The sequence below is a fragment of the Micromonospora sp. NBS 11-29 genome (genome assembly GCF_002140155.1).
Taxonomy (GTDB): Bacteria; Actinomycetota; Actinomycetes; order Mycobacteriales; family Micromonosporaceae; genus Micromonospora.
Genome location: NZ_NAPR01000021.1, coordinates 116,077 through 140,632 on the forward strand (window position 1 = coordinate 116,077; position 24,556 = coordinate 140,632).

The window sequence follows — 24,556 nt, forward strand, 5'->3', positions numbered from 1 at the left end:
CGCGTCGTTCGCCTGCGCGATCGGTGTACGCCCGGTCATGCCAGTTCCTCCCGGATCCTGATCCGGCTCGCCACGAGGCGCGGGTCCCGCAGCTCGGCGGCCGGCTCCCGGGTGCGTCGCCAGTCGGTCAGCGCGGTCCGGATGACCATGCGCGCCGGCCGGTCCGGGTCGACGTACCGGAAGATGAACGAGGTCGTCACGATGGCGAGCGAGATCTCCCAGGCGGGGAAGAGCTCGACCTGCAGCGTGAACAACCAGTGGATGAACACGTAGAGGGGTACGAGCAGCATGAACAGGCCGTACTGGGCGTACGGCAGGTGGACGGGCAGGGTGTATCCGGGCGGCCCCAGGTAGACGAGGCGAGCCCGGTAGATGTCGTCGTCGGTGCGCAGCCGCATCGTCGCCCAACGCCCTACTCGAAGATGAGGTTGATCAGGTAGTCGCCGACGAAGAAGAGTGTGGCCGCGCCGGCGATGAAGGCCAGCCCGATGATGGCGATGGCCGAGCTGGTGAGGACCTTGGAGATCTCACCCCGGCTGGCCCGGCCGATGAAGATCACTCCGAGGACGGCGAGCAGGATCGGCGCGACCTTGCTGGCGAAGAAGGAGACGACGTTGTCGGTGTCGATGCCCTTCGGGGCCGGCTCGGCGAGTGGAGTCGACGCCAGGGTGTGGAGCGCGTGGTCGACGGCGGTCGACGCCGTTGCCATGAGCTCGGTGGCGATCACTGGAAACCTCCCCAAAGGTCGCGGCCGGCGGTGCCGCGGTGGTGCAGTTGGTCGAGCCTGGCGGGATGTGCTCGGCGGATCCGGCGTCGTTGACGCTGAGTCCGTCAACCACCACGTAGCGTGGTGAAGTTTGGGCGAATTCGTCCCGCTTCGGCCCTCCCTCCACGCTTCGCCATCTCGATGCTGGGCAATTCCAAAGCGTACGGGCCGGCCACCTTTGCGACAAGCCGCGAAGAGTCGACCCCGAACAACCCGGACGACCGATCGTACACCTGTTCCAATGTGCACGTCAGGGCCGTGAGGTTCCGGCTTGCCCGGTGGCCGGAAGCCCTGCCGGCGAACGGTACTGTCGGGTCCGTGACCGATCTGGTACGGGCGGAGGACCCGGTGGTGATGGGCGTCCTCAACGTCACGCCCGACTCCTTCTCCGACGGCGGCAGATACGCCGATCTGGACGCCGCCGTCGCACACGGGGTGCGACTGCGCGTCGCCGGTGCGGACCTGGTCGACGTCGGTGGCGAGTCCACCCGGCCCGGTGCCGACCGGGTCGACGCGGAGACCGAGACCGCCCGCGTGCTGCCGGTGGTCCGCGAGCTGCGCGCCGCCGGCATCCCGGTCAGCATCGACACCAGCCGGGCCCGGGTCGCCGAGGCCGTGCTCGCCGCCGGCGCGGACGTGGTCAACGACGTCTCCGGCGGCCTCGCCGACCCGGACATGGCGCGGGTGGTCCGCGACGCCGGTTGCCCCTGGGTGCTCATGCACTGGCGGGGCCATTCCCGCCAGATGCGTGACCTGGCCGCCTACACCGACGTGGTGGCCGACGTCCGGGCCGAGCTGACCCAGCGGGTCGACGCCGCGCTCGCCGCCGGCGTCGCCGCCGACCGGATCATCGTCGACCCGGGGCTCGGCTTCGCCAAGACCGCCGCGCACAACTGGGAACTCAGCGCGCGCCTGCCCGAACTGGTCGAGCTGGGCTTCCCGCTGTTGTTCGGCGCCAGCCGCAAGTCCTACCTGGGCCGGCTGCTCGCCGACCCGGCCGGCGATCCCCGCCCCACCGACGGGCGGGCGGCCGCGACGGTCGCGACCAGCGTGCTGGCCGTGGCCGCCGGCGCGTGGGGGGTACGCGTGCACGACGTCCGGGGCACCGCCGACGCGCTCGCCGTCTGGCGGGCCACCGGCAGCCCGCGGTTGGTGGCGGCGACCGGCCGCGCCGACGCCCGGAACGGGGGACCGCGATGACCGACCGGATCGAGCTGACCGGCCTGCGTGCGCACGGCCGGCACGGCGTCTACGACTTCGAGCGCGTCCAGGGGCAGGAGTTCGTGGTCGACGCGGTGCTCGAACTCGACCTGGGCCCGGCCGCCCGCTCGGACGAGGTGACCGACACCGTGCACTACGGCGAGCTGGCCGAGGGGCTGGTCGCGGTGATCACCGGCGAGCCGGTGAACCTGATCGAGACGCTCGCCGACCGGCTGCTCGCGATCTGCCTGGCCGCGCCGCGGGTCACCGCCGCGACGGTGACCGTGCACAAGCCGGAGGCCCCGATCCCGCACGCTTTCCGGGACGTGGCCGTCACCCTGCGGCGTACCCGGTGACCCGGGCCGTGCTGTCGATCGGCAGCAACCTGGGCGACCGGCTCGGCCACCTGCGCGGCGCGGTGGCGGCGCTCGGCGAGCGGGTGCTGCTGGTCTCCGGCGTCTACGAGACTCCACCGTGGGGAGACGCGGCGCAGCCCGCGTACCTGAACGCGGTGGTGATGGTCGCGGACCCGGCGGCGACGCCGGGTGACTGGCTGGCGCGGGCCCGGGCCGCGGAGGCGGCGGCCGGGCGCGTCCGCGACCCGGCCCGGCGGTACGGGCCGCGCACGCTGGACGTGGACGTGGTCGCGGTCTGGGACCCCGCCGGGCAGCCGGTGCTCAGCGACGACCCGGAGCTGACCCTGCCGCACCCCCGCGCCCACCTGCGCGCCTTCGTGCTGCGACCGTGGATCGACATCGAGCCGCACGGCCGGCTGCCCGGCCACGGCTGGCTGACCGATCTGCTCAACGCCGAACCGCTGGCCGCCGACGCCCTGGAACTGAGCCCGCGACCGGATCTGACGCTAGAGTCGGACGCATGAGCACGGCCAGGTCCCCGCAGGATCCCCACCGCTTCCGGATGGGTCCGACCCGGGTTTCCACGCTGGTGGTGGCCGGTCTGGCCGCCGCCGCGGTGGCCTGGCTGCTGATCAGCGGCTTCTACTACGACTTCGCCCCCGACCTGCCCTGGCTGCCGGTGATCACGCTGGCCGGGCTGGCGGTGCTGGAGGCCTACGCGGCGCTCAACACCCGGAGCCGGATCGAGCGGCGCCCCGGCCGGGAGCCGGTGAATCCGCTGCTGGTCGCCCGGTTCGTGGTGCTCGCCAAGGCGTCCGCGCTGGCCGGGGCCATCTTCGCCGGCTTCTACGCCGGGCTCACCGGCTGGCTCCTCGTGGAGCGGACCAACGCCGCGGTCGGCGACCGTCCCGCCGCGGTGGCCGGGCTGGTCGCTTCGCTGGCCCTGGTCGCGGCGGCGCTCTGGCTGGAGCGCTCGTGCCGGGTGCCCGAGCAGGAGGACGACGAGGACCGCGAGCCGGGCGATCGGGAGACGCCGCGCGGGCGCCGCTGAGCGGAGGCTTTCCCCCACCTCCGCCCGCCGGTACCGTCCCTGACGACCGGAGAGCGACGGCCGCCACCGGTCCGCCCGCGGAGTGGGCCGGACGCGGCCACCTGGGAGGCGCGGGCCAATGGGGTACGACGAGTCGGGCCGGACGACGCCACCGGAGACGTCGTCGGGCGTACCCGCCGCCGTGCTGGAGAACGTCTTCGACGACCCGTCCCACGGCGAGCCCGGCCGGGACCGGATCGCGGTGCACGTGGTCTGGGAGTTCCTGCTGCTGGCCGGGCTGGTCACGGTCACCTGGGCGCTCTGGCGGGAGGACGCGGACGCGTTGCGCGGCGAAGCGCTGAAGGCGCTGCTCGTCGACGTGGCCGGACTGGGTCTGCTCACGCTGGCCGCCGGTCTCAGCCTGCGGGCCGCGGCGGTCAACCTGGCGATCGGTCCGGTCGCGCTGGCCGCCGCGTTCCACTTCGCCGAGCAGGGCGACCGGGACATGCGCGAGGCGCTGCTCCCGGCCCTGGCGGTGGCGGCGGTCGCCGGGCTGGCACTCGCCCTGGCCGTGGTGGTGCTGCACGTACCGGGCTGGGCCGCGAGCCTGGCCGGTGCGGCCGGCGTGATCGTCCACCTGGAGCAGCGGACCGCCCCGGTCGCGGTGCAGGGCGACTACGATCCGCGGCGCAGCGCGCTCTACCTCTTCGTCGGCTTCGCCGCGGTGGCCGTCCTCGGTGGCCTCTTCGGCGCGATCAAACCGGTGCGCCGGCTGATCGGACGCTTCCGTCCGGTCGCCGACCCCGCCCGGCGACGCGGCGCGGTGGCGGCCACGGTGACCGGGCTGGCGCTCGTCGGCTCCACGGTCCTCGCGATGCTCGGCGGGTTGCTGATCGCCGCGAACGGGGACGGCCCGGTCCAGCCCGGCACCGGGCTGGACTGGACGGTGCTGGCGGTCGGCACGGTGCTGCTCGGCGGCACCAGCGCGTACGGCCGGCGCGGCGGCGTCTTCGGCGCCCTGCTCGCGGTCTGCCTGGTGATGGTGTTCCTGGCCTGGACCGTGGCGCACGAGTGGACGGTGAGCCGCTGGGCGGTGGGCGGGGTCGCCCTCGGCGCGGGGCTGGTGGTCACCCGGCTGGTCGAGACGTTCGGCCGACCTCGCCCGAGCACGCCCGGCGCGGGCACGCCCGGTCCGCTCCGGCCGGTCGGCGACGGCACGATCAGCGCCGGCTGGGCGATGACCCCGGCGCCCGAGCCGGCCGACACCTGGCCGTCGGTGCTGCCGACCCGTAACACCGACACGCCGGTGGACGCCTGGGAGGCGCCGCGCTGGCAGAACGAGCCGCGACGCTGGGACGCCGACGACCGCTGACGGCGGCCGGCGACGTCGCGTCCGGCGGGCCGGAGCTGATCTCGCCGGTTAGGCTCGGCGACATGACGGAGACTCCTGCCCCCGGCGGCCGTACCTTCGACGAACTCGACAAGCTCTCCACCGAGGAGCTGCGCGAGCAGGCGTTCCACCTGGCCCGGGAGCGTCACGACGTGGGGTTCTTCTGGTCGGTGCTGCGGCACCTGCCGAACGCCGACGAGGCCGCCGCCCTGGACGGCGCCCCGAACTCCATCGGGCCGACCCTGGACGAGGCCAACGCGCTGTGGCGCGAGCTGACCGGGCACGGTTACGAGGAGTCCGCGCCGCTGCTGCGCGCCGCCTTCATCGACTACCTGATGAAGCACTGACCCGGTGACCGCCCGCCGACCGACGGCGGTCGCGCGGCTACGCAGGTTTGCCCGGCGCGGCGGCCCGGGAACTGACCGTTCCATGGCCCTCACCAACCGCCCCCGCACCGTCCCCCGGTACGGCACGGCCGCCGGTACCGGCACGCTCGCCGCGTTCCTCCTCGTCGCGGTCGGCGGCAGTCCGATGTACGTCGGCTGGGCGCAGGAGCACACCGACCCGACCGGAGCCGGCGGCTGGTTCCTGCGGCTGCTGGCCTGGCCGGCCTGGCGGTGGCACGCCGACGAGGGCATGTTCGCCACCAATTTGCGGGCGATCCTGCTGATCGTGCTCGCCGCGGCGCTGCTCTACCTGCTGCCCGGTCCGCAGGTCGACCGGGTGGCGGCCTCGGGCAGCCAGTTCCTCTCCGGCTGGGGCGCGTACGCCCTGGCCGCCGGCCTGACCGCGTTGCTCGCCACCCTCCTCGGGCCGCACGGCACGCTCTTCGCCGCCTTCCAGGCCACGAGCACCGGCGTCACGTACGGCTTCTTCGCCGGCTGGATCGTCGGCCTGGCGAGCCTGGGCGGTCGGGCCTGACCCCGGTCGGCTCGGGTGGGCCTCAGTCCACCGCGCCCAGGGTCAGCACCCGGGTCCGGGCGAGCAGCCCGACCGGACGGCCCTCCTCGGTGACCACCGCGTGCTCGGCGCCGGAGGTGAGCAGCGCGCCCAGCGCGTCGTAGGCCGAGCCGCCGAGCGGCACGGTGGGCAGGCCGGTCGCGTCGTCGGCCGGCAGCGGGTCGAGCACCGCGCGGGTCACCGGGGTGACCGCCAGCCGCCGGATGCCCCGGTCGGCGCCGACGAACTCGCGGACGAACTCCGAGGCGGGCGAGCCCAGAAGCGCGGCGGGGCGGTCGTACTGCTGCAGGACGCCGCCCTCGGAGAGCACCGCGATCCGGTCGCCCAGCCGCACCGCCTCGTCGAGGTCGTGGGTGACCAGCACGATGGTCTTGCGAACCTCGGCCTGCAACCGCAGGAACTCCTCCTGCAACCGGGTCCGGACGATCGGGTCGACGGCTGAGAACGGCTCGTCCATCAGCAGCACCACCGGGTCGGCGGCGAGAGCGCGGGCGACCCCCACCCGCTGCCGCTGACCGCCGGACAGCTCCTGCGGGTAGCGCTTGCCGAACTGCGCCGGATCGAGGCCGACCAGCTCCAGCAGCTCGCCCACCCGGGCCCGGGTCCGCTCCCGCGACCAGCCCAGCAACCCCGGCACGGTGGCCACGTTGGCGGCGACGGTCTGGTGCGGGAAGAGGCCGACGTTCTGGATCACGTACCCGATGCGGCGGCGCAACGTCACCGGGTCGACCCGGGTTACGTCGTCGTCGCCGAGCAGGATCCGCCCGCCGGTCGGCTCGATCAGGCGGTTGACCATGCGCAGCACGGTGGACTTTCCGCAGCCGGACGGGCCGATCAGCACCACCAGCTCGCCGGCTGTGACCTCCAGGCTCAGCTCGCGGACCGCCTCGGTGCCGTCCGGGTAGCGCTTGCTGATGCGCTCCAGAGTGATCGAGGCGGCGCCGTGACCGACGGTGGCCCCCGGGGTAACGTCCACGTGTGCTCCTCCACCTGAGCTACCGGGCTGCCCCGGGTAATCCGTGGTTCTCCTGGCAGTACGTGCGGGACAACTCTGACACCATCCTCGCCGCGCTGCGGGAGCACACCTGGCTGACCGCCCGGGCCGTGCTGATCGCCGCGTTGGTGGCGCTGCCGCTCGCGGTGGCAGCGTACTGGTTCCGGTCGCTGTCCGCGTCCATCCTGGCGCTGACCGGGGTGCTCTACACGATCCCGTCGCTGGCGCTGTTCGCGTTCCTCGCGCCCTACCTCGGCATCGGCGCGGTGACCGTGCTCACAGTGGTGGTGCTGTACGCGTTGCTGGTCATCGTGCGCAACGCGTTGGCCGGCCTGAACCAGGTGCCGCCCGAGGTGCGGGAGGCCGCCGAGGGCATGGGGTACGGCCGCTGGGGCCGGCTGTTCCGGATCGAGCTGCCGCTGGCGCTGCCCGGCATCCTCACCGGCCTGAGGCTGGCGACCGTGTCGACGGTCGCCCTGGTCACGGTGGGAGTGGTGGTCGGCCGGGGTGGGCTCGGTCAGCTCATCTTCGCGGGCTTCCAGAACAACTTCTACAAGGCGCAGATCATGACCGGCACGGTGCTCTGCGTGCTGCTGGCGCTGGTGCTCGACCTGGTCCTGGCCGGGGTGGGCCGGCTGCTCACTCCTTGGCTGCGCGGGCGGGTCCGGTGAGCGCGAGGAGTGCAGCGCAGCGGAGCCCCGCAGTCGCGAGCGGAAGGTGGGCGCGGTGAGCGCGAGGAGTGCAGCGCAGCGGGGCCCCGCAGTCGCGAGCGGAAGGCAGGCTCAATGAACCCGGTGCAGCAGGCCGTGGTCTGGCTGAACGATCCCCTGAACTGGACCAACTCCGGCGGCGTGCTGGACCGGCTGGGCGAGCACCTGAGCATGTCCGCCCTGGCGGTGCTGCTCGGCTGCCTGGTGGCCTGGCCGATCGGCCTCTGGCTCGGGCACACCGGCCGGGGCGGCGGCCTGGTGCTGCTGGTCTCCAACGTCACCCTGGCGATCCCCACCCTGGCCCTGCTCACCATCCTGCCGTTGACCTTCCTCGGATTCGGCCGATCGTCCGTGGTGGTGGCGCTCGCGGTCTTCGCGGTGCCGCCGCTGCTCGCGAACGCGTACACCGGGGTGCGGCAGGCCGATCCGGAGGCCCGGGACGCCGCGCGCGGCATGGGGCTCTCCGGCGGGCAGGTGCTGCGGCGGGTGGAGTTGCCGCTCGCGGTGCCCTACCTGGCGGCCGGGTTCCGGACCGCGACCGTGCAGGTGGTGGCCACCGCCGCGCTGGCCTCCTTCGTCAACGGCGGTGGCCTGGGCCAGATCATCCGGGCCGGCTTCGGCTTGGACATCGCGGCTGGCGGCGGCCAGATCGTCGCCGGCGGTGTCCTGGTGGCCGGCCTGGCGCTGCTGGTCGAGGGCATGCTCGCGGTGGTGGAGCGGCTGGTCACGCCGCGCCCGCTGCGCCGCGTCCGGCGGCGGGCGAACCGCCGCGCGACCGCGGCCACCGCGGGCGGCTGATCCGTCCCCGGGCGGGCTCCGGCCGCGCGGGTGTGACGACGGTCACGCCCATGGGTGGCCCGAGGGTGACGATCGGATGACGAAACCCGCTCCGGATTTGTCGGTCGGGTCGTCCAGGATGTTGGGTGAACTCGCGGGCGCCAACCGGATGCCCGTCGGACACGCGGCCGGCCCGAGGGGGTCGCGCCGGGACACGGAAGGCGGGCAACTGATGCGCGCTCGTTCACGGCTGGCTGCGGGGGCCTTCGGCGCCCTCGCCGCGGCGAGTCTTCTCACCGGCTGCGGTGACGCCGGCTCGTCCGGCACCGACGCCCCGGAGGCGGGCGCTTCGGGGGCGGGCTGCGCCCCCGTCGCGGGTGACCAGTTGGTCGTCCTCACCGACGACAAGAAGTTGCAGAACACCGACAACGTCCTCCCCGCGATCAACGCCAAGGCGGCCACCCCGCCGCTGGTTGCCGCTCTGGACAAGGTCTCCGCGGCGCTCGACACCCCCAAGCTGATCCAGCTCAACCGGTCGGTCGACGTCGACCGGAAGACGCCTCAGGTGGCGGCGCAGGAGTTCGCCGAGGCCAACGGCGTGACCGGCGGGATCGGGAAGGGGCCGGGCGGCCAGGTGACGGTCGGCGCGGGCAACTTCAGCGAGAGCCAGACCGTGGCCGAGCTCTACAAGATCGCGCTCACCGCGGCCGGCTACCAGGTCAAGGTGCAGACCATCGGCAATCGCGAGCTCTACGAACCGGCCCTGGAGAAGGGGCAGATCCAGGTCGTCCCGGAGTACGCGGCCACCATGGCCGAATTCCTCAACACCAAGGCCAACGGCAAGGACGCGCAGCCGGTCTCCTCGCCGGAGCTGGCGAAGACGGTCTCGGCCCTGCAGGCCGAGGGTGACAAGGTCGGCCTGAAGTTCGGCCAGCCGTCGCAGGCGCAGGACCAGAACGCCTTCGCGGTCACCAAGGCGTTCGCGGAGAAGTACGCCGTGTCCACGCTCTCCGACCTGGCCGCCAAGTGCTCCGGTCAGGCCACCGTGCTGGCCGGTCCCCCGGAGTGCCCGCAACGGCCGAAGTGCCAGGCCGGTCTCGTCGAGATCTACGACTTCAAGGCCGGTTCGTTCAGCTCGCTGGACGCGGGTGGCCCGCAGACCAAGAACGCGCTGAAGACCGGTTCGGCCAGCGTCGGCCTGGTCTTCTCCTCCGACGCGGCGCTCGCCACGAGCTGACCCGTCGCCACCGGCCGGCCGCACCGGCCGGCCGGTGGCGGTGCGTACGGGCACGCGGGTCACCGAGGCGGGCATCCGACCGTGCCGACCCGTTCCCCTGCGGTGGAACTCTCGGTAGTCTGCTCACCCATGCCAGCCTCGGTCACTTCCGCCGACAAGCGCACCCCGACGCCGCTGACCGTCCTGTTCTGGGGCGGGGTCGGGTTGGCGCCCCTGGCGGCGCTGATTCTGCTGGTGGCGGACGGCAACGGCACGCTCCGGTTCGGTGCGGTGCTGGCGATCCTGGCCGTGGTGCTGATCGGCCTTTCCATCGCGCTGCGGGCCGAGAGCGGCGCCGCCGACGCCTCGTCGGAAGAGCTGCGCGAGGAGTTGGCGCAGCTGCGCCAGGAGTTGCGCGTCGAGATCGTGGCCGCCGCGCAGCGCGGCAATCAGGCGCTCGACCAGGCCCAGCGGGCAGAGAAGGCGGCTGCCGCCGTACGTCACCGGCTCGACGCCGCGGCCGCGGGCCTGGCCNGGCCGTGGCGGACGAGGAACGTCCGGGTGGACGGGCCCGGGTGCCGGTGGCCGGTGCGTACGAGCGGGTCCACCGACCGGCTGATCATGCGGCGGTACGGGCGCAGCCGACCGGCCATGACGAGGACGAGCCGAGCGGGTCGACGGGTGGCCGTCACGGGGCCGACCTGCCTCCGGCGGCCCGCCACGACAGCGAGCGACCCGGGTACGCCGACGAGGGCCGGGAGCGGCGTGCCCCGCACCTGGACCGCGACCGGGAGCGGCGTGACCCGCACGACGCCGCTCGCGACCGGTCCGGCGGCCATGGCACGGAGCGGGGTGCCGCCGGTGCCCACGGGTCGGCGCGGGTGCCCGAGTCGGGGGCCCGGCCGGTCGGGGTGGTCCACCACACCGAGACGGTGCACGTCACCACCCGGCACACCATCGTGGACGGTGGTGGCGATCCGGCCGGCCCCCGGTACGGCGGGTTCGCCGGCCGCTGGTCGCCCCCCGTGGAGGAACGGCCGCGGGGTGCGGAAGCGGCCGAGTACCGCGGCGCGGGACGCCACGAGCCGGGCCGGGACGAGCACGCGCGGTCCGGTTGGTCCGGTGCGGACGAGGACGGCTGGTCCGGTAGCCCACGGTCCGGTCTTGGCGCGGAGCGGGCGTGGCCCGACCCCCGGGACGAGGCTGAGGGCTTGCGGCCGGGTGCGCCGGGCGACGGGTCGTCCTGGGGCGGCGACGGGCGCGAGCATCCGTGGGCGGGTGTCGGCCGGGCCGCCGGTGGGGAGCAGGGTTGGGCGTCGCGCGAGGTGGACGACGGCTGGTCGTCGCATTCCGGAGGGGAGGCGGGCGAACGGCGGTCCTGGCCCGGTTCGGGGACCGAGCGTGTGGCCGGCACTCGTTCCCGGCCGGCGGGGCCGGGCCACCACGACGGCCCGGCAAACCGGCGCGACGCACCGGCACGCCTGGTGCCGGGCACCTGGACCGTGCAACCGGACGCCGACCTCCGGCCGGAGGAGCGTCCGGCACCGTCCTGGCGGCGCCCGGCCGAGCAGTACGGCCGCACTGAGCAGCCCGGCGAGGCGGACCAGTACGGCCGCGCGGACCAGTACGGCGGCATTGAGCAGCCCGGCGGGGCGGACCAGTACGGCCGGGCGGACCAGCACGGCCGCGCCGAGCAGTACGGTCGGGCGACGCCGGTCGGGCAGCATGGTCGCGCGGCGGTGCCGGTTGAGCCGGACGGTGACCAGTGGTCCGAGCTGCGCACCGGCAGTCGGTGGGCGGCGGTCCGCGACGACGGGCGGGGCCGGGAGCTGCGGATCGGTGAGCGGCGGGCGGCGGTGCACGCCGACGACGGCGGCACCGAGTACCGGGTCGAGGACCGGTGGGCCTCGGTTCGCGGTCCGGCGCGGCAGGATCCGTCACCCGGCGAGGGCTGGCCGGAGGAGCGGCAGGCCGCGTTGCCGGCCGGCGGGGTGCCGGTGCCGGACGAGTGGCGGCCGCCGGCCCAGCGCAGCGGCCAGCCGGAGTGGCGTCAGGCCGAGCCGGAGCGGCGGCAACCACGACCGGAGTGGCGGCAGCCGCAGTCGGAATGGCGGCAACCACAACCGGAGTGGCGGCAGCCGCAGTCGGAGCGGCGCGGGCCGGAACCCGGCGACCGCGACCGACCGCCCCGGGACGCCGGGAACCGCTGGCCCTGACCGGCCGGGCGGTCCGGCGTCACTTGTCGATGTCGCCGACCACGAAGAACATCGAGCCGAGGATGGCGATGAGGTCCGGCACCAGGCACCCGGGCAGCAGCGTCGACAGCGCCTGCACGTTCGCGTACGAGGCGGTGCGCAGCTTGAGCCGCCACGGCGTCTTCTCGCCCCGGGACACGAGGTAGTAGCCGTTGATGCCGAGCGGGTTCTCGGTCCACGCGTACGTGTGCCCCTCGGGCGCCTTGACCACCTTGGGCAGCCGGGTGTTCACCGGGCCGGAGATGCGGTCCACCCGGTCCAGGCACTGCTCGGCGAGGTCGAGTGAGACGTACACCTGGTCGAGCAGCACCTCGAACCGGGCGTGGCAGTCCCCGGCGGTCTTCGTCACCACCGGCACGTCGAGCTGGTCATAAGCCAGGTAGGGCTCGTCGCGGCGCAGGTCGAGGTCGAGCCCGGAGGCCCGGCCGACCGGCCCGGACGCGCCGAACGCGGCGGCGTCGGCGGCGGAGAGCACGCCGACGCCGACGGTGCGGGCCAGGAAGATCTCGTTGCGCCGGATCAGGTTGTCCAGGTCGGGCATGCGGCGGCGTACCTCGCCGATGGCGGCGCGGGCCCGGCCGGTCCAGCCGGCCGGCACCTCCTCCTTCAGGCCGCCCACCCGGTTGAACATGTAGTGGATCCGGCCGCCGGAGACCTCCTCCATCACCGCCTGGATGGTCTCCCGTTCCCGGAACGCGTAGAACATCGGCGTGATCGCGCCGATCTCCAGCGGGTAGGAGCCGAGGAACATCAGGTGGTTGAGCACCCGGTTCAGCTCGGCCAGCGCCATCCGCAGCCAGGTCGCGCGCTCGGGCACCTCCATGCCCATCAGCCGTTCGACCGCGAGCACCACGCCCAGCTCGTTGGAGAACGCGGACAGCCAGTCGTGCCGGTTGGCCAGCACGATGATCTGCCGGTAGTCGCGTACCTCGAAGAGCTTCTCCGCGCCCCGGTGCATGTAGCCGACGATCGGCTCGGCGGCGACCACCCGCTCCCCGTCGAGCACCAGGCGCAGCCGCAGCACGCCGTGCGTCGACGGGTGCTGCGGCCCGATGTTGAGCACCATGTCGGTGCCGAGCTGCTCACCGCCGGCCCCGGTGCCGACGGTCAGCTCGCGGAGGTCACCGGCGTCCGTGGTCATGCCCGTCATCGTGCCACGGGCGGGTCGAGGGCGACGCCGACCGGCTGCCACAGCCACAGGTGCCCGCCGAGGCCGGCCGGGTCGGTCAGCTCGGCCACCGCCGACGCCGCGGCCAGCCCCCGCAGGTAGCCGGCCGGGTCCCGACCGGCCAGGCTCAGCGGCGGTCGTCCGCCGTCGGCCCCGAGCGCCCGCAGCGCCTCCCGCTGCGAGACCAGGGTGTACGCACACCTGGCGACCCGCTCACCGGCGGAGGCGACCGAGTCCATGGCGACGTGCGCGGTCACGTCGCACGACCCGTCCGGCACCGGCGCCACCTGCCGCCCGTCCCGGTACCCGGTCAACGTCCCGTCCACCGGCCGCGCCTGGCGCAGATGCCCGTAGTCCACGGCCAGCGCCAGCCCTCGCTCGACCCGTCCCACCGCCCCCGCCCACGCCCGATCCCGCTCCCGCCCCACCTCGACCCGCCCCCCACCCCACCCCACCCCGACACCCCCNNNGCGCCCGACGCCAACTCCTTGATCAACGGGTTGGGGGTGGGCTGGGGGAGGGGCCACCAGCGGGTCAGCCAGGTGGTGTCGGCGGTGGAGAGTTCCGGGCCCGGGATCTCGTGGCCGGTGGTGGGGTCGATCAGGACGTAGCGCCAGCCCGTGGGGGTCATGGTGGCCACGTCGAGGGGGACGTTGTCCAGCCACTCGGTGGCCAGCAGCAGGCCGGTGACCGCCTCGGGAATCTCGGCCCGCCAGTCGATCTCCGGGGGCAGGTCGTCGGGACGGGCGGCCCGTTCGACCGCCACCGGGTGGAGTCGCGCGACCAGGTCGGGTGTGGCCTGCGCCAGCAGCGCGCGCAGCAGTTCGCCCCGACCGGCGCCCACGTCGACGACGTCCAGCCGGGCGGGCCGGCTCAGCGCCTCGTCCAGCGCGACGAGTTGCCGCACCAGGCAGCCGGCGAAGACCGGCGAGGCGTGCACGCTGGTGCGGAAGTGCGCGGCGGGGCCGGGGCCGGCGACGAAGAAGCCGTCCGGCCCGTAGAGCGCCCGTTCCATCGCGTCGCGCCAGCGCAGAGCGGGGTTCCCGGAGGTCACCGTGCCGACCCTAGCGGGCGGTCGGTGAAGGTTTTCACACCTTCTTGGTCCGGGTCGGTCACCCCGGCGCATACTTGCCATCGACCGGTACCCCCTTCGAGGACTGGATCGCTGCCATGAGCGCACCGCTGCGCCCGCGGGCCCATCGCGCCCCGCTCGCCTTCCCCCGTACCCTCACCGTCGGCGTGCTCGGCACCGGCCGGGTCGGCGCCGTGCTCGGCGCGTCCCTCGCCGCCGCCGGCCACCGGGTGGTCGCGGCATCCGGTTCGTCCGGCGCGTCGCGGGCCCGGCTGGCGTTGCTGCTGCCGCACACGCCGCACCGACCCGCGACCGACGTGGCGCGCGCCGCCACCGACCTGCTGATCGTCGCGGTTCCCGACGACGCGCTGGCCGGTGTGGTCGCCGACCTGGCCGCGAGCGGCGCGCTGCGCCCCGGCCAAGTGGTGGCGCACACGTCCGGCGCGCACGGGCTGGCCGTGCTGGCCCCGGCCGCCGAGGTCGGTGCCCGGCCGCTGGCGCTGCACCCGGCGATGACCTTCACCGGTACGCCGGACGACCTGTCCCGCCTGGCCGGCAGCTCCTACGGGGTGACCGCCCCGGCCGAGCTGCGCCCGTTCGCCGCCCGCCTGGTGGCCGACCTGGGCGGGGTGCCGGAGTGGGTGGGTGAGGTCGATCGGCCGCTCTACCATGCGGCGCTCGCGCACGGTGCCAACCACTTGGTGACCCTGGTCAACGACGCGGCCGACCGGCTGCGTGACGCCGGGGTGGACCGGCCGGAGAAGGTGCTCGCCCCGCTGCTGCGGGCCGCGCTGGAGAACGCGCTGCGGCTGGGCGACGACGCGCTGACCGGCCCGGTCTCCCGGGGCGACGCGGGGACCGTACGCCGGCACCTGGACCGGCTGGCCCGGACCGCGCCGGAATCCGTGCCGGCGTACCTGGCCCTGGCGCGACGGACGGCGGACCGCGCGGTCGCGGCGGGCCGGTTGCGCCCGGCGGACGCCGCGGCGCTGCGGGACGTGCTGGACGGGATGGAGGTTGCGGCGTGAGCGCGAGGAGTGCAGCGCAGCGGAGCCCCGCAGTCGCGAACGGAAGGCGGGCGCGGTGAGCGCGAGGAGTGCAGCGCGGCGGAGCCCCGCAGTCGCGAGCGGAAGGTGGGCGTGGTGAGCGCGAGGAGTGAGCCGGTCTTGCGAGCCCCGCAGTCGCGAACGGAAGGAGGTGCCTTCTGATGACCGAGGTGCTGCACACACGCAAGGAGCTGGCGGCGGCCCGGGAGGCGCTGACCGGCACGGTCGGCGTGGTGATGACCATGGGCGCGCTGCACGACGGGCACGAGACGCTGCTGCGGGCCGCCCGGGAGCGGGCCGACCACGTCGTGGTGACCGTGTTCGTGAACCCGCTCCAGTTCGGCCCGAACGAGGACTTCGACCGCTACCCACGCACCCTCGACGCGGACCTGGAGATCTGCCGGCGGGCCGGGGTGGACCTGGTCTTTGCGCCCTCGGTGACCGAGATGTACCCGGCGGGGCAGCCGGTGGTGCGGCTCGACCCGGGTCCGCTCGGCGCGGACCTGGAGGGGCTGAGTCGCCCCGGCTTCTTCCACGGCGTGCTCACCGTGGTGCTGAAGCTGCTCCAGCTCACCCGCCCCGACCTGGCCTTCTTCGGTGAGAAGGACTACCAGCAGCTCACCCTGGTCCGTCGGATGGTCAGTGACCTGGACGTGCCCACCGAGATCGTCGGCGTGCCGACTGTGCGGGAGCCGGACGGTCTGGCGCTGTCCAGCCGCAACCGGTACCTCTCCGCCGAGGAGCGGCGGGCCGCGTTGAGCCTCTCCGCCGCGCTGCGCGCCGGTGTCGCGGCGGCCGAGCGGGGCGACGACGCGGGCGCGGTGCTGGCCGCCGCGCACCGGGCCTTCGACTCGCCGGGCGCCCGCCTCGACTATCTGGTGCTCACCGACACCGACCTGGAGCCCGGTCCGGTCGGTGGGCCGGCCCGGCTGCTGATCGCCGCCTGGGTCGGTGCCACCCGGCTGATCGACAACGTGGCGATCCACCTCGCGCCGCGTCCCTGACCCCACCACGAATGCGGAAAGGCACCCCGATGCTCCGGACCATGCTCAAGTCGAAGATCCACCGGGCCACGGTGACCCAGGCCGACCTGCACTATGTGGGCTCGGTGACGGTCGACGAGGACCTGCTCGACGCGGCTGACCTGCTCCCCGGCGAGCAGGTCGCGATCGTGGACGTCACCAACGGGGCCCGACTGGAGACGTACGTGATCCCGGGCCGGCGGGGCAGCGGCGTGATCGGCATCAACGGTGCCGCCGCGCACCTGGTGCACCCCGGTGACCTGGTCATCCTCATCTCGTACGGGCAGATGGACGACGCCGAGGCACGCGCGTACCGCCCGAGGGTGGTGCACGTCGACGCCGACAACCGCATCGTCGACCTGACCGCCGACCCCACCACCGCCGCCCCCGGCACCGCCGGCACCCCCGTCCCGAACCCCCTGGCCGCCGCCCTGAACTGACCGCCCCTCCCCCTCCCTTCCCCCTCTCCCGCGATCTTGCGGTTTCGGCCCCTTGAATGTCTTGTTCGTCCTTTTTGTCGGGGCGATAAGTGCAAGATCGACGGTTGGGGTGGGCGGGGTGGAGAGGGGTAGGGGGAGCGCGGGCTGTCACCGGAAGGTCATTTTCGGCTACCCTGGGCGGGCCGTCGGAATCGACGGTCGTCGGGCTGGGGGAGGCGCGATGGGCCGTGCGATGCGCAGTCTCGTCGCCGCGGGAGTCGCGGCGGTGCTGCTGGCCGGGTGTGCCTCGTCGGGCGGGCTGGACGGGGACATCGGCGACGACTGGGGCGCCCTGCCGCCGGCCGGCCCGTTCACGCCGGCAGCCGAGGTCTGCCAGGTCGCCGACTTCACGCCGACCGTGAGCCTGGCCGCGTACGCGCCGGTGGGCTGCGACGTGCCGCACCGGGTGGAGACGGTGCACGTCGGGGCGTTCACCGCCGACCGGGCCGCCCCGCCAGCGCTCGACTCCCCCGAGTTGCGTACCGCGTTCGCCGAGTGCGACGTGCGGGCCCGAGGCTTCGTCGGCGACGACTGGCGGGCCGGGCGACTCCGGCTGGCCGTGGCGCTGCCCACCGGCACCGGATGGACGGCCGGCGCACGCTGGTTCCGGTGCGACCTGACCGAGCTGAACACGGTCGAGGCGGCGGCCACCGTGGTGACCCGGACGAGCAGCCTGCGCGACGCGCTCAAGGCACCGTCCCGCCTCCGCCTGGGCTGCCAGCGCACCGGGCAGGACCGGCGCCGGGTGCAGACGCTCGCCCCGGTCGACTGCGCGGTGCGACACGATGCCGAGTTCGCCGGCGTCTGGGCGGCGCCGGACCGCCCGTACCCGAAGAAGCCGGCGGACTGGGCCCCGCTCTACGCCGGCTGCTACGCCGTGGTCGCGCGCTGGGCCGGGGTGCCCGCCGACTCGACGTTGCGCTACCGCAGCGGCGTGGTGGTCCGTCCGCCCGGTGCCGGGCGCTGGGCGGTCGGCGACCGGGGAGTGCGCTGCTACCTGTGGCTGAGCGACCGCACGGTGACCGCCTCGCTGAAGGGTGCCGGGCCGGGCAAGCTGCCGGTCCGGACGAGGTAGCCGGAACCACTCGTCCCGCCCCCGCCACCCGGGACGAGGACGCTTCGGGTTGACTGTGCCCATGGACCTACCCACCGTCGACCTGCCGGCGTTGCCCCGGCTGCTCGCCGCGCCCGCGCCCGGTTGGGTGGAGACCACCGACGTGATCGTCGTCGGTTCCGGGGTCGCCGGGCTGACCGCCGCGCTGCACCTGCGCGAGGCCGGCCTGCACGTCACCGTCGTCACCAAGGTCGACATCGACGAGGGTTCGACCCGTTGGGCGCAGGGCGGCATCGCCGCGGTACTCGACCCGGCGGACAGCCCGGACGCGCACGCGTACGACACCGAGGTGGCCGGCGTCGGCCTCTGCGACCCGGCGGCGGTCCGGGCGTTGGTGCAGGAGGGCCCGGTCCGGCTGCGCGAGCTGATGCGGATCGGGGCGGAGTTCGACCGCAACCCGGACGGCTCGCTGATGCTCACCCGGGAGGGCGGCCACCGGGCCGACCGCATCGTGCACGCCGGTGGTGACGCCACCGGCGCGGAGGTGCAGCGCGCGCTGCACGCGGCGGTACGACGGGACCCCTGGATCCGGCTGGTCGAGCACGCCCTGGTGCTGGACCTGCTGCGCGCCCCCGGCGACGGCCCGGACGGGCTCGGCCCGGCCTGCGGGATCACGCTGCATGTGCTCGGCGAGGGCAGCGAGGACGGCGTCGGCGCGATCCTCGGCCGCGCGGTGGTGCTGGCCACCGGCGGGATGGGGCAGATCTTCGCGGCCACCACCAACCCGGCGGTCTCCACCGGCGACGGGGTCGCGCTGGCGTTGCGCGCCGGCGCGGCCGTCACCGACCTGGAGTTCGTCCAGTTCCATCCGACCGCGCTGATCGTGCCGGCCGGCGGCCCGGGCGCCGGGCTCGCGCAGCAGCCCCTGGTCTCCGAGGCACTGCGGGGCGAGGGCGCCCATCTGGTCGACGGCGACGGCAAGCGGTTCATGGTCGGCCAGCACGAGCTGGCCGAGCTGGCCCCCCGGGACGTGGTGGCCAAGGGCATCCACCGGGTGCTGCTCGCCTCCGGCGCCGATCACGTCTTCCTGGACGCCCGGCACCTGGGCGGCGAGTTCCTGACCCGGCGGTTCCCGACCATCGTGGCGTCCTGCCTGGCCATCGGGGTGGACCCGGCGACCGACCTGATCCCGGTCGCGCCGGCCGCCCACTACGCCTCCGGCGGCGTCCGGACCGACCTGCACGGCCGCACCTCCATCCCCGGCCTGTACGCCTGCGGCGAGGTGGCCTGCACCGGCGTGCACGGCGCCAACCGGCTGGCCAGCAACTCCCTGCTGGAGGGCCTGGTCTTCTCCCGTCGGATCGCCGAGGACATCGCCGCCGGGTTGCCCGAGCAGGCCCGGCCGGCGGAGACCGGCGCCTGGGTGGGCGGGGCGGGTTGGCTGGTGCCGGCGGCGGGCACGCCGGAGCTGCAACGGGCGATGACCCGGGGCGCGGGCGTACTCCGCTCCGCGCCGACGCTGGCCGCCACCGCCGCCGTCCTCACCGGGCTGGGATCGGCACGGGGCGTGCCGCGTACCGCCGACTGGGAGGCGACGAACCTGGTCACCGTGGCGTCGACGCTGGTCGCCGCCGCGTACGCCCGGCAGGAGACCCGGGGTTGCCACTGGCGGGAGGACTTCCCGACGGCCGACGACCGGTGGCTGGGCCACCTGGTGGCCGGGGTGGGCACGGACGGACGGCTGGTCGAGCGTTGGGTGGGCGCGAGGAGTGAGCCGACGCCGCGAGCCCCGCAGGCGGGAACAAAGGAGCAGACTTCATGATCGAGTCGACGGCGCGGGCGCTGCGGGACGGCGGCCTGGACCCGGAGCGGGTGCGGCAGATCGTCGTCGACGCGCTCGCCGAGGACCTGGGGCCGGACTTCCTCGACGTCACCAGCGTCGCCACCATCCCGGTCGAGCAGCGGGACACCGCCGACCTGGTGGCGCGCGAGGACGGGGTGGTGGCCGGGCTGCCGGTGGCCGCCGCGGTGTTCGAGCTGGTGGGCGACGTGACCGGCGCGGGGCGTACGGTCGAGGTGTCGTTGGTGGCCCACGACGGGCAGCGGGTGGCGCGCGGCGACGTGCTGGCCACCGTGACCGGGCCGACCCGGCTGCTGCTCACCGCCGAGCGGACGGCGCTCAACCTGGTGTCCCGGATGTCCGGGGTGGCGACCCACACCCGGGCCTGGGCGGACGCGCTGGCCGGCACGAAGGCGATGGTGCTCGACACCCGCAAGACCACGNGCGGATGGGCCTGCACGACGTCGCCATGATCAAGGACAACCACAAGGTGGCCGCGGGCGGGATCGCGGCAGCGTTCCGCCGGGTCCGGGAGGCGTTCCCGGACGTGCCCGTGCAGGTCGAGGTGGACACGCTCGCCGAGGCGGTGGAGGCGGTCGAGGCCGGGGCGGGCTTCCTGCTGTTGGACAACATGACCCCGGCGCAGTTACGCGAGGTCGTCGCGGTGGTGGGCGACCGGGCGGAGCTGGAGGCGACCGGCGGGCTGACCCTGCCGGTGGCGGCCGAGTACGGCGCGACCGGCGTCGACTTCCTCTCCGTCGGCGCGCTCACCCACTCGTCGCCGATCCTCGACATCGCCCTCGACCTACGCGACAGGTGACGGTCTAGGCTGCCGCTGTGCTGCTCTGCATCGACATCGGAAACACCAACACCGTGCTGGCGACCTTCGACGGTGACCGGCTGGTGCACTCGTGGCGGATCAAGACCGACGCCCGTTCCACCGCCGACGAGCTGGGCCTGATGTTCCGTGGGCTGCTGGCCGGTGACGCCGTGGAGATCACCGGGGTGGCGGCCTGCTCGACCGTGCCGGCCGCGCTGCGCTCGCTGCGCACCATGCTGGACCGCTACTACGCCGACCTGCCCAGCGTGATCGTCGAGCCCGGGGTCCGCACCGGGGTGCAGCTCGCCATCGACAACCCGAAGGAGGTGGGCGCGGACCGGGTGGTGAACACGCTGGCCGCGTACACGCTCTACGGGGGGCCGTCGATCGTGGTGGACTTCGGCACCACCACCAACTTCGACGTGATCAGCGGTCGGGGCGAGTTCCTCGGCGGGGCGTTCGCGCCGGGCATCGAGATCTCCTTCGACGCGCTGGCCGCCCGCGCCGCGCAGCTGCGGAAGGTGGAGGCGACCCGGCCGCGCTCGGTCATCGGCAAGAACACCGTGGAGTGCCTCCAGTCGGGTCTCTACTTCGGCTTCGCCGGCCAGGTGGACCGGATCGTCGAGCGGATGTCCGAGGAACTGGGCGAGGTGAAGGCGGTGATCGCCACCGGCGGCCTGGCCTCACTGGTGGTGGGGGAGTGCCGCACCATCACCCACCAGGAGCCGATGATCACCCTGATCGGCCTGCGAATGGTCTACGACCGCAACACGTGAAGGAAGGGCACCTTCTTAACGCCTCAGGTATAGGAAGGGGCCCCGCTTAACATCGGCGGGCCCGGAGCACGACCGTGCGGTACGGCAGCTCGACGGTGGCCCGGCCGGCCAGGTCGGGGTGGGTGGCGAACAGCTCCGTCAGCCCGCCGTCGACCCGCGCCCGATCGTCCGGGTCCGCGGTTAACCAGTAGGAGCGGGTGTGCAGCATGGCCACCAGCTCGTCCGGCGTCAGCGTGGTGACGTGCGCGAACTCGCCCACCTCGACCGGGGTGAAGGCGGGACCGAAGTCGGCGTACCGGTCGGTCACGTCGCCTGCGCCGTAGCCGAGATGGGCGATCCGGGTCAGTTCCGCCACCCAGCCGACTTCCTCGTCCCGGACGTTCCAGATCGGGGCGAACGTGCCGCCGGGACGCAGCACCCGGGCGGCCTCGGCGTGCGCCCGGTTCCGGTCGAACCAGTGGTAGGCCTGCCCGGCCAGCACCGCGTCCGCCGCGTCGTCCGGCACCGGCACCGACTCGGCGCTGCCGGCCAGCGCCGTCGTCCCCGGCGTGGCGACCGCCAGTTGCGCCCGCATCCCCGGATCCGGTTCGACGGGTACGACGTGGTGCCCGAGCCCTGACAGGCCCCGGGTGAGGATGCCGGTGCCGGCGCCGAGGTCCACCACCCGGGCCGGAGTCGGCAGCCCATCGAGCGCCCAGCGCAGCGCCGCCTCCGGGTAGCGAGGGCGGAACCGGTCGTACTCTGCGGCGGCGCTGCCGAACGAGAGCGCCGCAGTGGGGTCGGTCATGGCGGGCAGGTTATCCCGTAACGGTCGGCTCGCCGCTTGAGTACGCTCTTGGGCTGACCCCGACGATGTTCCCAAGGCCTGAGGAAGCGTGCCGTGACCGAGCAGAACGCCCTGCCCACTGACCCCGCCGACGACCTTCCCGAGCAGATGAAGGTCCGCCGGGAGAAGCGGGACCGGATGCTCGCCGAGGGCGTCGAGCCGTACCCGGTCGGTTTTCCCCGGACCACCACGCTGGCGCGACTCCGCGAGCGTTACGCCGACCTGCCCACCGACACCGCCACCGGCGACCGGGTGTCGGTCACCGGGCGGGTGATCTTCGTCCGTAACACCGGCAAGCTCTGCTTCGCCACCTTGCGCGACGGCGACGGCACCGAACTCCAGGCGATGCTCTCGCTGGACCGGGTCGGGGCGGACCGGTTGGCGGACTGGAAGCGCCTGGTGGATCTCGGCGACCACGTCGGGGTGACCGGTGAGGTGATCACCAGCCGGCGCGGCGAGCTTTCGGTGCTGGCCGACGAGTGGGCGGTCACCGCGAAGGCGTTGCGCCCGCTGCCGGTGGCGCACAAGCCGCTGAGCGAGGAGTCCCGGGTCCGCCAGCGCTACGTGGACCTGGTGGTCCGCCCGCAGGCCCGGCAGATGGTACGCACCCGCGCCACCGCGGTCCGCAGCCTACGGGACACCCTGCACGGGCAGGACTTCATCGAGGTCGAGACCCCGATGCTCCAGTTGCTGCACGGCGGTGCCGCTGCCCGCCCATTCGTGACCCACAGCAATGCGCTCGACACCGATCTGTATCTGCGAATCGCACCGGAACTGTTTCTCAAGCGCGCCGTCGTCGGTGGCGTCGATCGTGTCTTCGAGATCAACCGCAACTTCCGTAATGAGGGCATCGACTCGACGCACTCGCCGGAGTTTGCGATGCTGGAGGCCTACCAGGCGTACGGCGACTACGACACGATGGCCGAGCTGACCCGAAATCTCGTGCAGCAGGCCGCTGTCGCGGTCGCCGGCTCGACCGTGGTGACCCACGCCGACGGGCGTGAGTTCGACCTGGGCGGTGAGTGGCGTTCGGTGACGCTGTTCGGTGTTCTTTCCGAAGCGCTCGGTGAGGAGGTCACCGTCCGCACCGAAAGGTCACGCCTGGTCGAGTACGCGGACAAGGTCGGTCTCTCCGTCGACCCGAAGTGGGGGCCGGGCAAGCTGGCCGAGGAGTTGTTCGAGGAACTGGTGGTGCCGTCCCTGGAGGCGCCCACGTTCGTTCGGGACTATCCGGAGGAGACCAGTCCGCTCACCCGCGCGCACCGCAGCGAGCCGGGCCTGGCCGAGAAGTGGGACCTCTACGTGCTGGGATTCGAGCTGGGCACCGCGTACTCCGAGCTGGTCGACCCGGTCGTGCAGCGGGAGCGGCTGGTGGCGCAGGCGCAGCTCGCGGCGCGTGGCGACGACGAGGCCATGCGACTCGACGAGGACTTTCTCCGGGCGATGGAGTACGGAATGCCGCCGGCCGGTGGTATGGGAATGGGAATCGACCGGCTTCTCATGGCGCTGACCGGCCTGGGAATTCGGGAAACCATCCTCTTCCCCTTGGTCCGGCCCGAGTAGACCGGCCCAAAGCTTCTCCGGCTCGTTACCCCGTCCTATTGACGGGGCAAGCATCGGGCGGGTTATCGTGCTCTCAGTATTCGCAGGAGCGCAACCCTGCTCGAAAGGAATGTGGGACGTGGCCAAGCAGATCATTCACAAGCTGGTCGATGACCTGGACGGCGGGGACGCTGACGAGACTGTCAAGTTCGCGCTCGACGGGGTGCAGTACGAGATCGACCTCTCGGCCTCCAACGCTGAGAAATTGCGCGACGTATTCGCGCAGTACATCGCGCACGGCACGAAGGTCGGCCGCGGTGGAGTCGTCGTCGGCGGCCGGGCTGCTCGTGGCCGGGGCGGCGCGACCGCCGACCGGGAGCAGAACCGGGCCATCCGGGACTGGGCCAAGAAGGCGGGCAAGGACATCTCCGACCGGGGCCGGATCCCGCAGGAGATCGTGGACGAGTTCCACTCGAAGGCGGGGCACTGACGCCACCTCGCTACGAGCGACACGACGCCGGACCGGGTGCCTGTGCCTCCGGGCCGGCGTCGTCGTCTCCGCCCACCCGTGCCGGATGTCCGGTTCGGGGGCGGGCCCGGCCGGGATGAGGCCGCCGGGCGGGAAGAATCCGGCTCCCGGAGCAGTTGTCCACAGGCGGTGGAGAGTCCGTCCACAGGCTGTGGATGACCGGGACGGGTGTGTTCACCCCCGTCCGAGCCCCTCGACCGGGCCGTCTGCCGGTGGTCGAATTTCGCTCTGCGCGTACAGGCAGGGGTTCCGGAACACCTCCTGAGCGTGGACGGTTGGCAGAAACGACGTCGGAACGGTCATCCACGGGGTCGCACGACCTCAGCGGAGACGCTCCGCGGCGATAGAGTAAGGAGGCACGGACGCCCGTCCCGGACGTCCGCGCACCGGCCCCGCCGAGATCTGACCATCAAGGCGCACGGCATGTGAGGAGCACGAGGGCATGTTCGAGCGGTTCACCGACCGAGCGCGACGGGTTGTCGTCCTGGCCCAAGAAGAGGCCCGGATGCTCAACCACAACTACATCGGTACGGAGCACATCCTGCTGGNCGAGGGTGTCGCGGCGAAGGCCCTGGAGAGCCTCGGCATCTCCCTCGAGGGCGTCCGCCAGCAGGTTGAGGAGATCATCGGTCAGGGCCAGCAGGCGCCGAGCGGGCACATCCCGTTCACGCCGCGGGCCAAGAAGGTGCTGGAGCTGTCGCTGCGCGAGGCGCTGCAGCTCGGCCACA

General features: G+C 73.5%; 26 protein-coding genes and 2 pseudogenes. 21 read left to right on the plus strand and 7 right to left on the minus strand.

The window, feature by feature from the left end; translation table 11 throughout:
• Positions 1-35: 35 nt before the first annotated feature.
• Together B1205_RS23700 and B1205_RS23705 are read right to left on the minus strand one after the other, a co-directional pair.
• Positions 36-398, minus strand: a complete 363-nt coding sequence (locus tag B1205_RS23700) for a hypothetical protein (protein WP_089157613.1) — start codon at positions 396-398, stop codon at positions 36-38.
• A gap of 14 nt (positions 399-412) precedes the next feature.
• Complete coding sequence (locus B1205_RS23705; RefSeq protein ID WP_089157614.1) at positions 413-727, minus strand: hypothetical protein; 315 nt, start codon at positions 725-727, stop codon at positions 413-415.
• A 357-nt stretch (positions 728-1,084) separates the two neighbouring features.
• Between B1205_RS23705 and folP the strand changes: the two genes are divergently transcribed.
• The 7 genes from folP (at position 1,085) to B1205_RS23740 (ending at position 5,663) form a co-directional block, all read left to right on the plus strand.
• Positions 1,085-1,966 carry a dihydropteroate synthase gene (gene folP / locus B1205_RS23710; RefSeq protein ID WP_089157615.1) on the plus strand — a complete coding sequence of 294 codons (882 nt, stop codon included), beginning with the start codon at positions 1,085-1,087 and terminating at the stop codon, positions 1,964-1,966.
• Positions 1,963-2,322, plus strand: a complete 360-nt coding sequence (gene folB, locus B1205_RS23715) for a dihydroneopterin aldolase (RefSeq protein ID WP_089157616.1) — start codon at positions 1,963-1,965, stop codon at positions 2,320-2,322. Before folP ends, folB begins: the two co-directional genes overlap by 4 nt.
• Positions 2,319-2,846 (plus strand): 2-amino-4-hydroxy-6-hydroxymethyldihydropteridine diphosphokinase, encoded by a 528-nt coding sequence (gene folK / locus B1205_RS23720; RefSeq protein WP_089157617.1) that lies wholly within the window; start codon positions 2,319-2,321, stop codon positions 2,844-2,846. Before folB ends, folK begins: the two co-directional genes overlap by 4 nt.
• Positions 2,843-3,373 (plus strand): DUF3180 domain-containing protein, encoded by a 531-nt coding sequence (locus B1205_RS23725; protein WP_089157618.1) that lies wholly within the window; start codon positions 2,843-2,845, stop codon positions 3,371-3,373. Before folK ends, B1205_RS23725 begins: the two co-directional genes overlap by 4 nt.
• 118 nt (positions 3,374-3,491) lie before the next feature.
• On the plus strand, positions 3,492-4,724 hold the full coding sequence (locus tag B1205_RS23730; RefSeq protein WP_089157619.1) for an ABC transporter permease: 1,233 nt from the start codon (positions 3,492-3,494) through the stop codon (positions 4,722-4,724).
• A 62-nt stretch (positions 4,725-4,786) separates the two neighbouring features.
• Entirely contained in the window at positions 4,787-5,089 is a 303-nt protein-coding gene (locus B1205_RS23735) for a hypothetical protein (RefSeq protein ID WP_089157620.1), read from the plus strand.
• Positions 5,090-5,171: 82 nt separating this feature from the next.
• The gene (locus B1205_RS23740; protein WP_089157621.1) at positions 5,172-5,663 is read left to right on the plus strand and encodes a hypothetical protein; all 492 of its coding nucleotides are present in this window, start codon (positions 5,172-5,174) and stop codon (positions 5,661-5,663) included.
• 22 nt (positions 5,664-5,685) lie between these two features.
• Here B1205_RS23740 and B1205_RS23745 read toward each other — a convergent pair whose 3' ends face one another.
• Positions 5,686-6,678, minus strand: a complete 993-nt coding sequence (locus tag B1205_RS23745) for an ABC transporter ATP-binding protein (RefSeq protein ID WP_089157622.1) — start codon at positions 6,676-6,678, stop codon at positions 5,686-5,688.
• Between the two features lie 2 nt (positions 6,679-6,680).
• Here B1205_RS23745 and B1205_RS23750 point away from each other — a divergent pair, with 2 nt between their 5' ends.
• From B1205_RS23750 to B1205_RS23760, 3 genes are all read left to right on the plus strand, one after another.
• Entirely contained in the window at positions 6,681-7,367 is a 687-nt protein-coding gene (locus tag B1205_RS23750; protein WP_089157623.1) for an ABC transporter permease, read from the plus strand.
• A gap of 114 nt (positions 7,368-7,481) precedes the next feature.
• Positions 7,482-8,204 carry an ABC transporter permease gene (locus B1205_RS23755; RefSeq protein ID WP_089157624.1) on the plus strand — a complete coding sequence of 241 codons (723 nt, stop codon included), beginning with the start codon at positions 7,482-7,484 and terminating at the stop codon, positions 8,202-8,204.
• A 211-nt stretch (positions 8,205-8,415) separates the two neighbouring features.
• Positions 8,416-9,420, plus strand: a complete 1,005-nt coding sequence (locus B1205_RS23760) for a glycine betaine ABC transporter substrate-binding protein (protein WP_089157625.1) — start codon at positions 8,416-8,418, stop codon at positions 9,418-9,420.
• Between the two features lie 123 nt (positions 9,421-9,543).
• Here the strand turns inward: B1205_RS23760 and B1205_RS32240 are convergent, their stop codons facing one another.
• Positions 9,544-9,903 carry a hypothetical protein gene (locus B1205_RS32240; protein WP_254910152.1) on the minus strand — a complete coding sequence of 120 codons (360 nt, stop codon included), beginning with the start codon at positions 9,901-9,903 and terminating at the stop codon, positions 9,544-9,546.
• Positions 9,904-9,938: 35 nt separating this feature from the next.
• On the opposite strand from B1205_RS32240, the gene B1205_RS23765 reads away from it, so the two are divergent.
• Complete coding sequence (locus B1205_RS23765; protein WP_254910153.1) at positions 9,939-11,615, plus strand: hypothetical protein; 1,677 nt, start codon at positions 9,939-9,941, stop codon at positions 11,613-11,615.
• A 19-nt stretch (positions 11,616-11,634) separates the two neighbouring features.
• Here B1205_RS23765 and B1205_RS23770 read toward each other — a convergent pair whose 3' ends face one another.
• Together B1205_RS23770 and B1205_RS23775 are read right to left on the minus strand one after the other, a co-directional pair.
• Positions 11,635-12,804 carry an NADH-quinone oxidoreductase subunit D gene (locus B1205_RS23770; protein ID WP_176308762.1) on the minus strand — a complete coding sequence of 390 codons (1,170 nt, stop codon included), beginning with the start codon at positions 12,802-12,804 and terminating at the stop codon, positions 11,635-11,637.
• Positions 12,801-13,837: pseudogene (locus B1205_RS23775) on the minus strand (SAM-dependent methyltransferase). Before B1205_RS23775 ends, B1205_RS23770 begins: the two are co-directional and overlap by 4 nt.
• Positions 13,838-13,992: 155 nt before the next feature.
• Here B1205_RS23775 and B1205_RS23780 point away from each other — a divergent pair.
• The 7 genes and pseudogenes from B1205_RS23780 (at position 13,993) to B1205_RS23810 (ending at position 20,931) form a co-directional block, all read left to right on the plus strand.
• Positions 13,993-14,922 carry a Rossmann-like and DUF2520 domain-containing protein gene (locus tag B1205_RS23780; RefSeq protein WP_089157627.1) on the plus strand — a complete coding sequence of 310 codons (930 nt, stop codon included), beginning with the start codon at positions 13,993-13,995 and terminating at the stop codon, positions 14,920-14,922.
• 179 nt (positions 14,923-15,101) lie between these two features.
• Complete coding sequence (panC, locus tag B1205_RS23785; protein WP_089157628.1) at positions 15,102-15,944, plus strand: pantoate--beta-alanine ligase; 843 nt, start codon at positions 15,102-15,104, stop codon at positions 15,942-15,944.
• A gap of 29 nt (positions 15,945-15,973) precedes the next feature.
• The gene (panD, locus tag B1205_RS23790) at positions 15,974-16,402 is read left to right on the plus strand and encodes an aspartate 1-decarboxylase (RefSeq protein WP_089157629.1); all 429 of its coding nucleotides are present in this window, start codon (positions 15,974-15,976) and stop codon (positions 16,400-16,402) included.
• 220 nt (positions 16,403-16,622) lie between these two features.
• Positions 16,623-17,516: a septum formation family protein gene (locus B1205_RS23795; RefSeq protein ID WP_089157630.1), complete on the plus strand. Its 894-nt coding sequence runs from the start codon at positions 16,623-16,625 to the stop codon at positions 17,514-17,516.
• Between the two features lie 61 nt (positions 17,517-17,577).
• Positions 17,578-19,317, plus strand: coding sequence for an L-aspartate oxidase (locus tag B1205_RS23800; RefSeq protein WP_089157631.1), 1,740 nt, complete (start codon positions 17,578-17,580; stop codon positions 19,315-19,317).
• Positions 19,314-20,155 (plus strand): annotated as a pseudogene (gene nadC / locus B1205_RS23805) (carboxylating nicotinate-nucleotide diphosphorylase). The gene B1205_RS23800 and the pseudogene nadC overlap by 4 nt, the downstream one beginning before the upstream one ends.
• Positions 20,156-20,172: 17 nt before the next feature.
• A complete protein-coding gene (locus B1205_RS23810) occupies positions 20,173-20,931 on the plus strand; it encodes a type III pantothenate kinase (RefSeq protein WP_089157632.1) in 759 nt (252 codons plus the stop codon).
• A 46-nt stretch (positions 20,932-20,977) separates the two neighbouring features.
• Here the strand turns inward: B1205_RS23810 and B1205_RS23815 are convergent, their stop codons facing one another.
• A complete protein-coding gene (locus B1205_RS23815) occupies positions 20,978-21,718 on the minus strand; it encodes a class I SAM-dependent methyltransferase (protein WP_089157633.1) in 741 nt (246 codons plus the stop codon).
• A 93-nt stretch (positions 21,719-21,811) separates the two neighbouring features.
• Here B1205_RS23815 and lysS point away from each other — a divergent pair, with 93 nt between their 5' ends.
• The 3 genes from lysS to B1205_RS23830 all read left to right on the plus strand — a co-directional run.
• The gene (gene lysS / locus B1205_RS23820) at positions 21,812-23,320 is read left to right on the plus strand and encodes a lysine--tRNA ligase (RefSeq protein ID WP_089157634.1); all 1,509 of its coding nucleotides are present in this window, start codon (positions 21,812-21,814) and stop codon (positions 23,318-23,320) included.
• Positions 23,321-23,438: 118 nt separating this feature from the next.
• Positions 23,439-23,789, plus strand: a complete 351-nt coding sequence (locus tag B1205_RS23825; protein WP_303395035.1) for a histone-like nucleoid-structuring protein Lsr2 — start codon at positions 23,439-23,441, stop codon at positions 23,787-23,789.
• Between the two features lie 481 nt (positions 23,790-24,270).
• Positions 24,271-24,556 (plus strand): Clp protease N-terminal domain-containing protein (locus B1205_RS23830; RefSeq protein ID WP_303395036.1); only part of this gene is annotated, 286 nt, incomplete at its 3' end.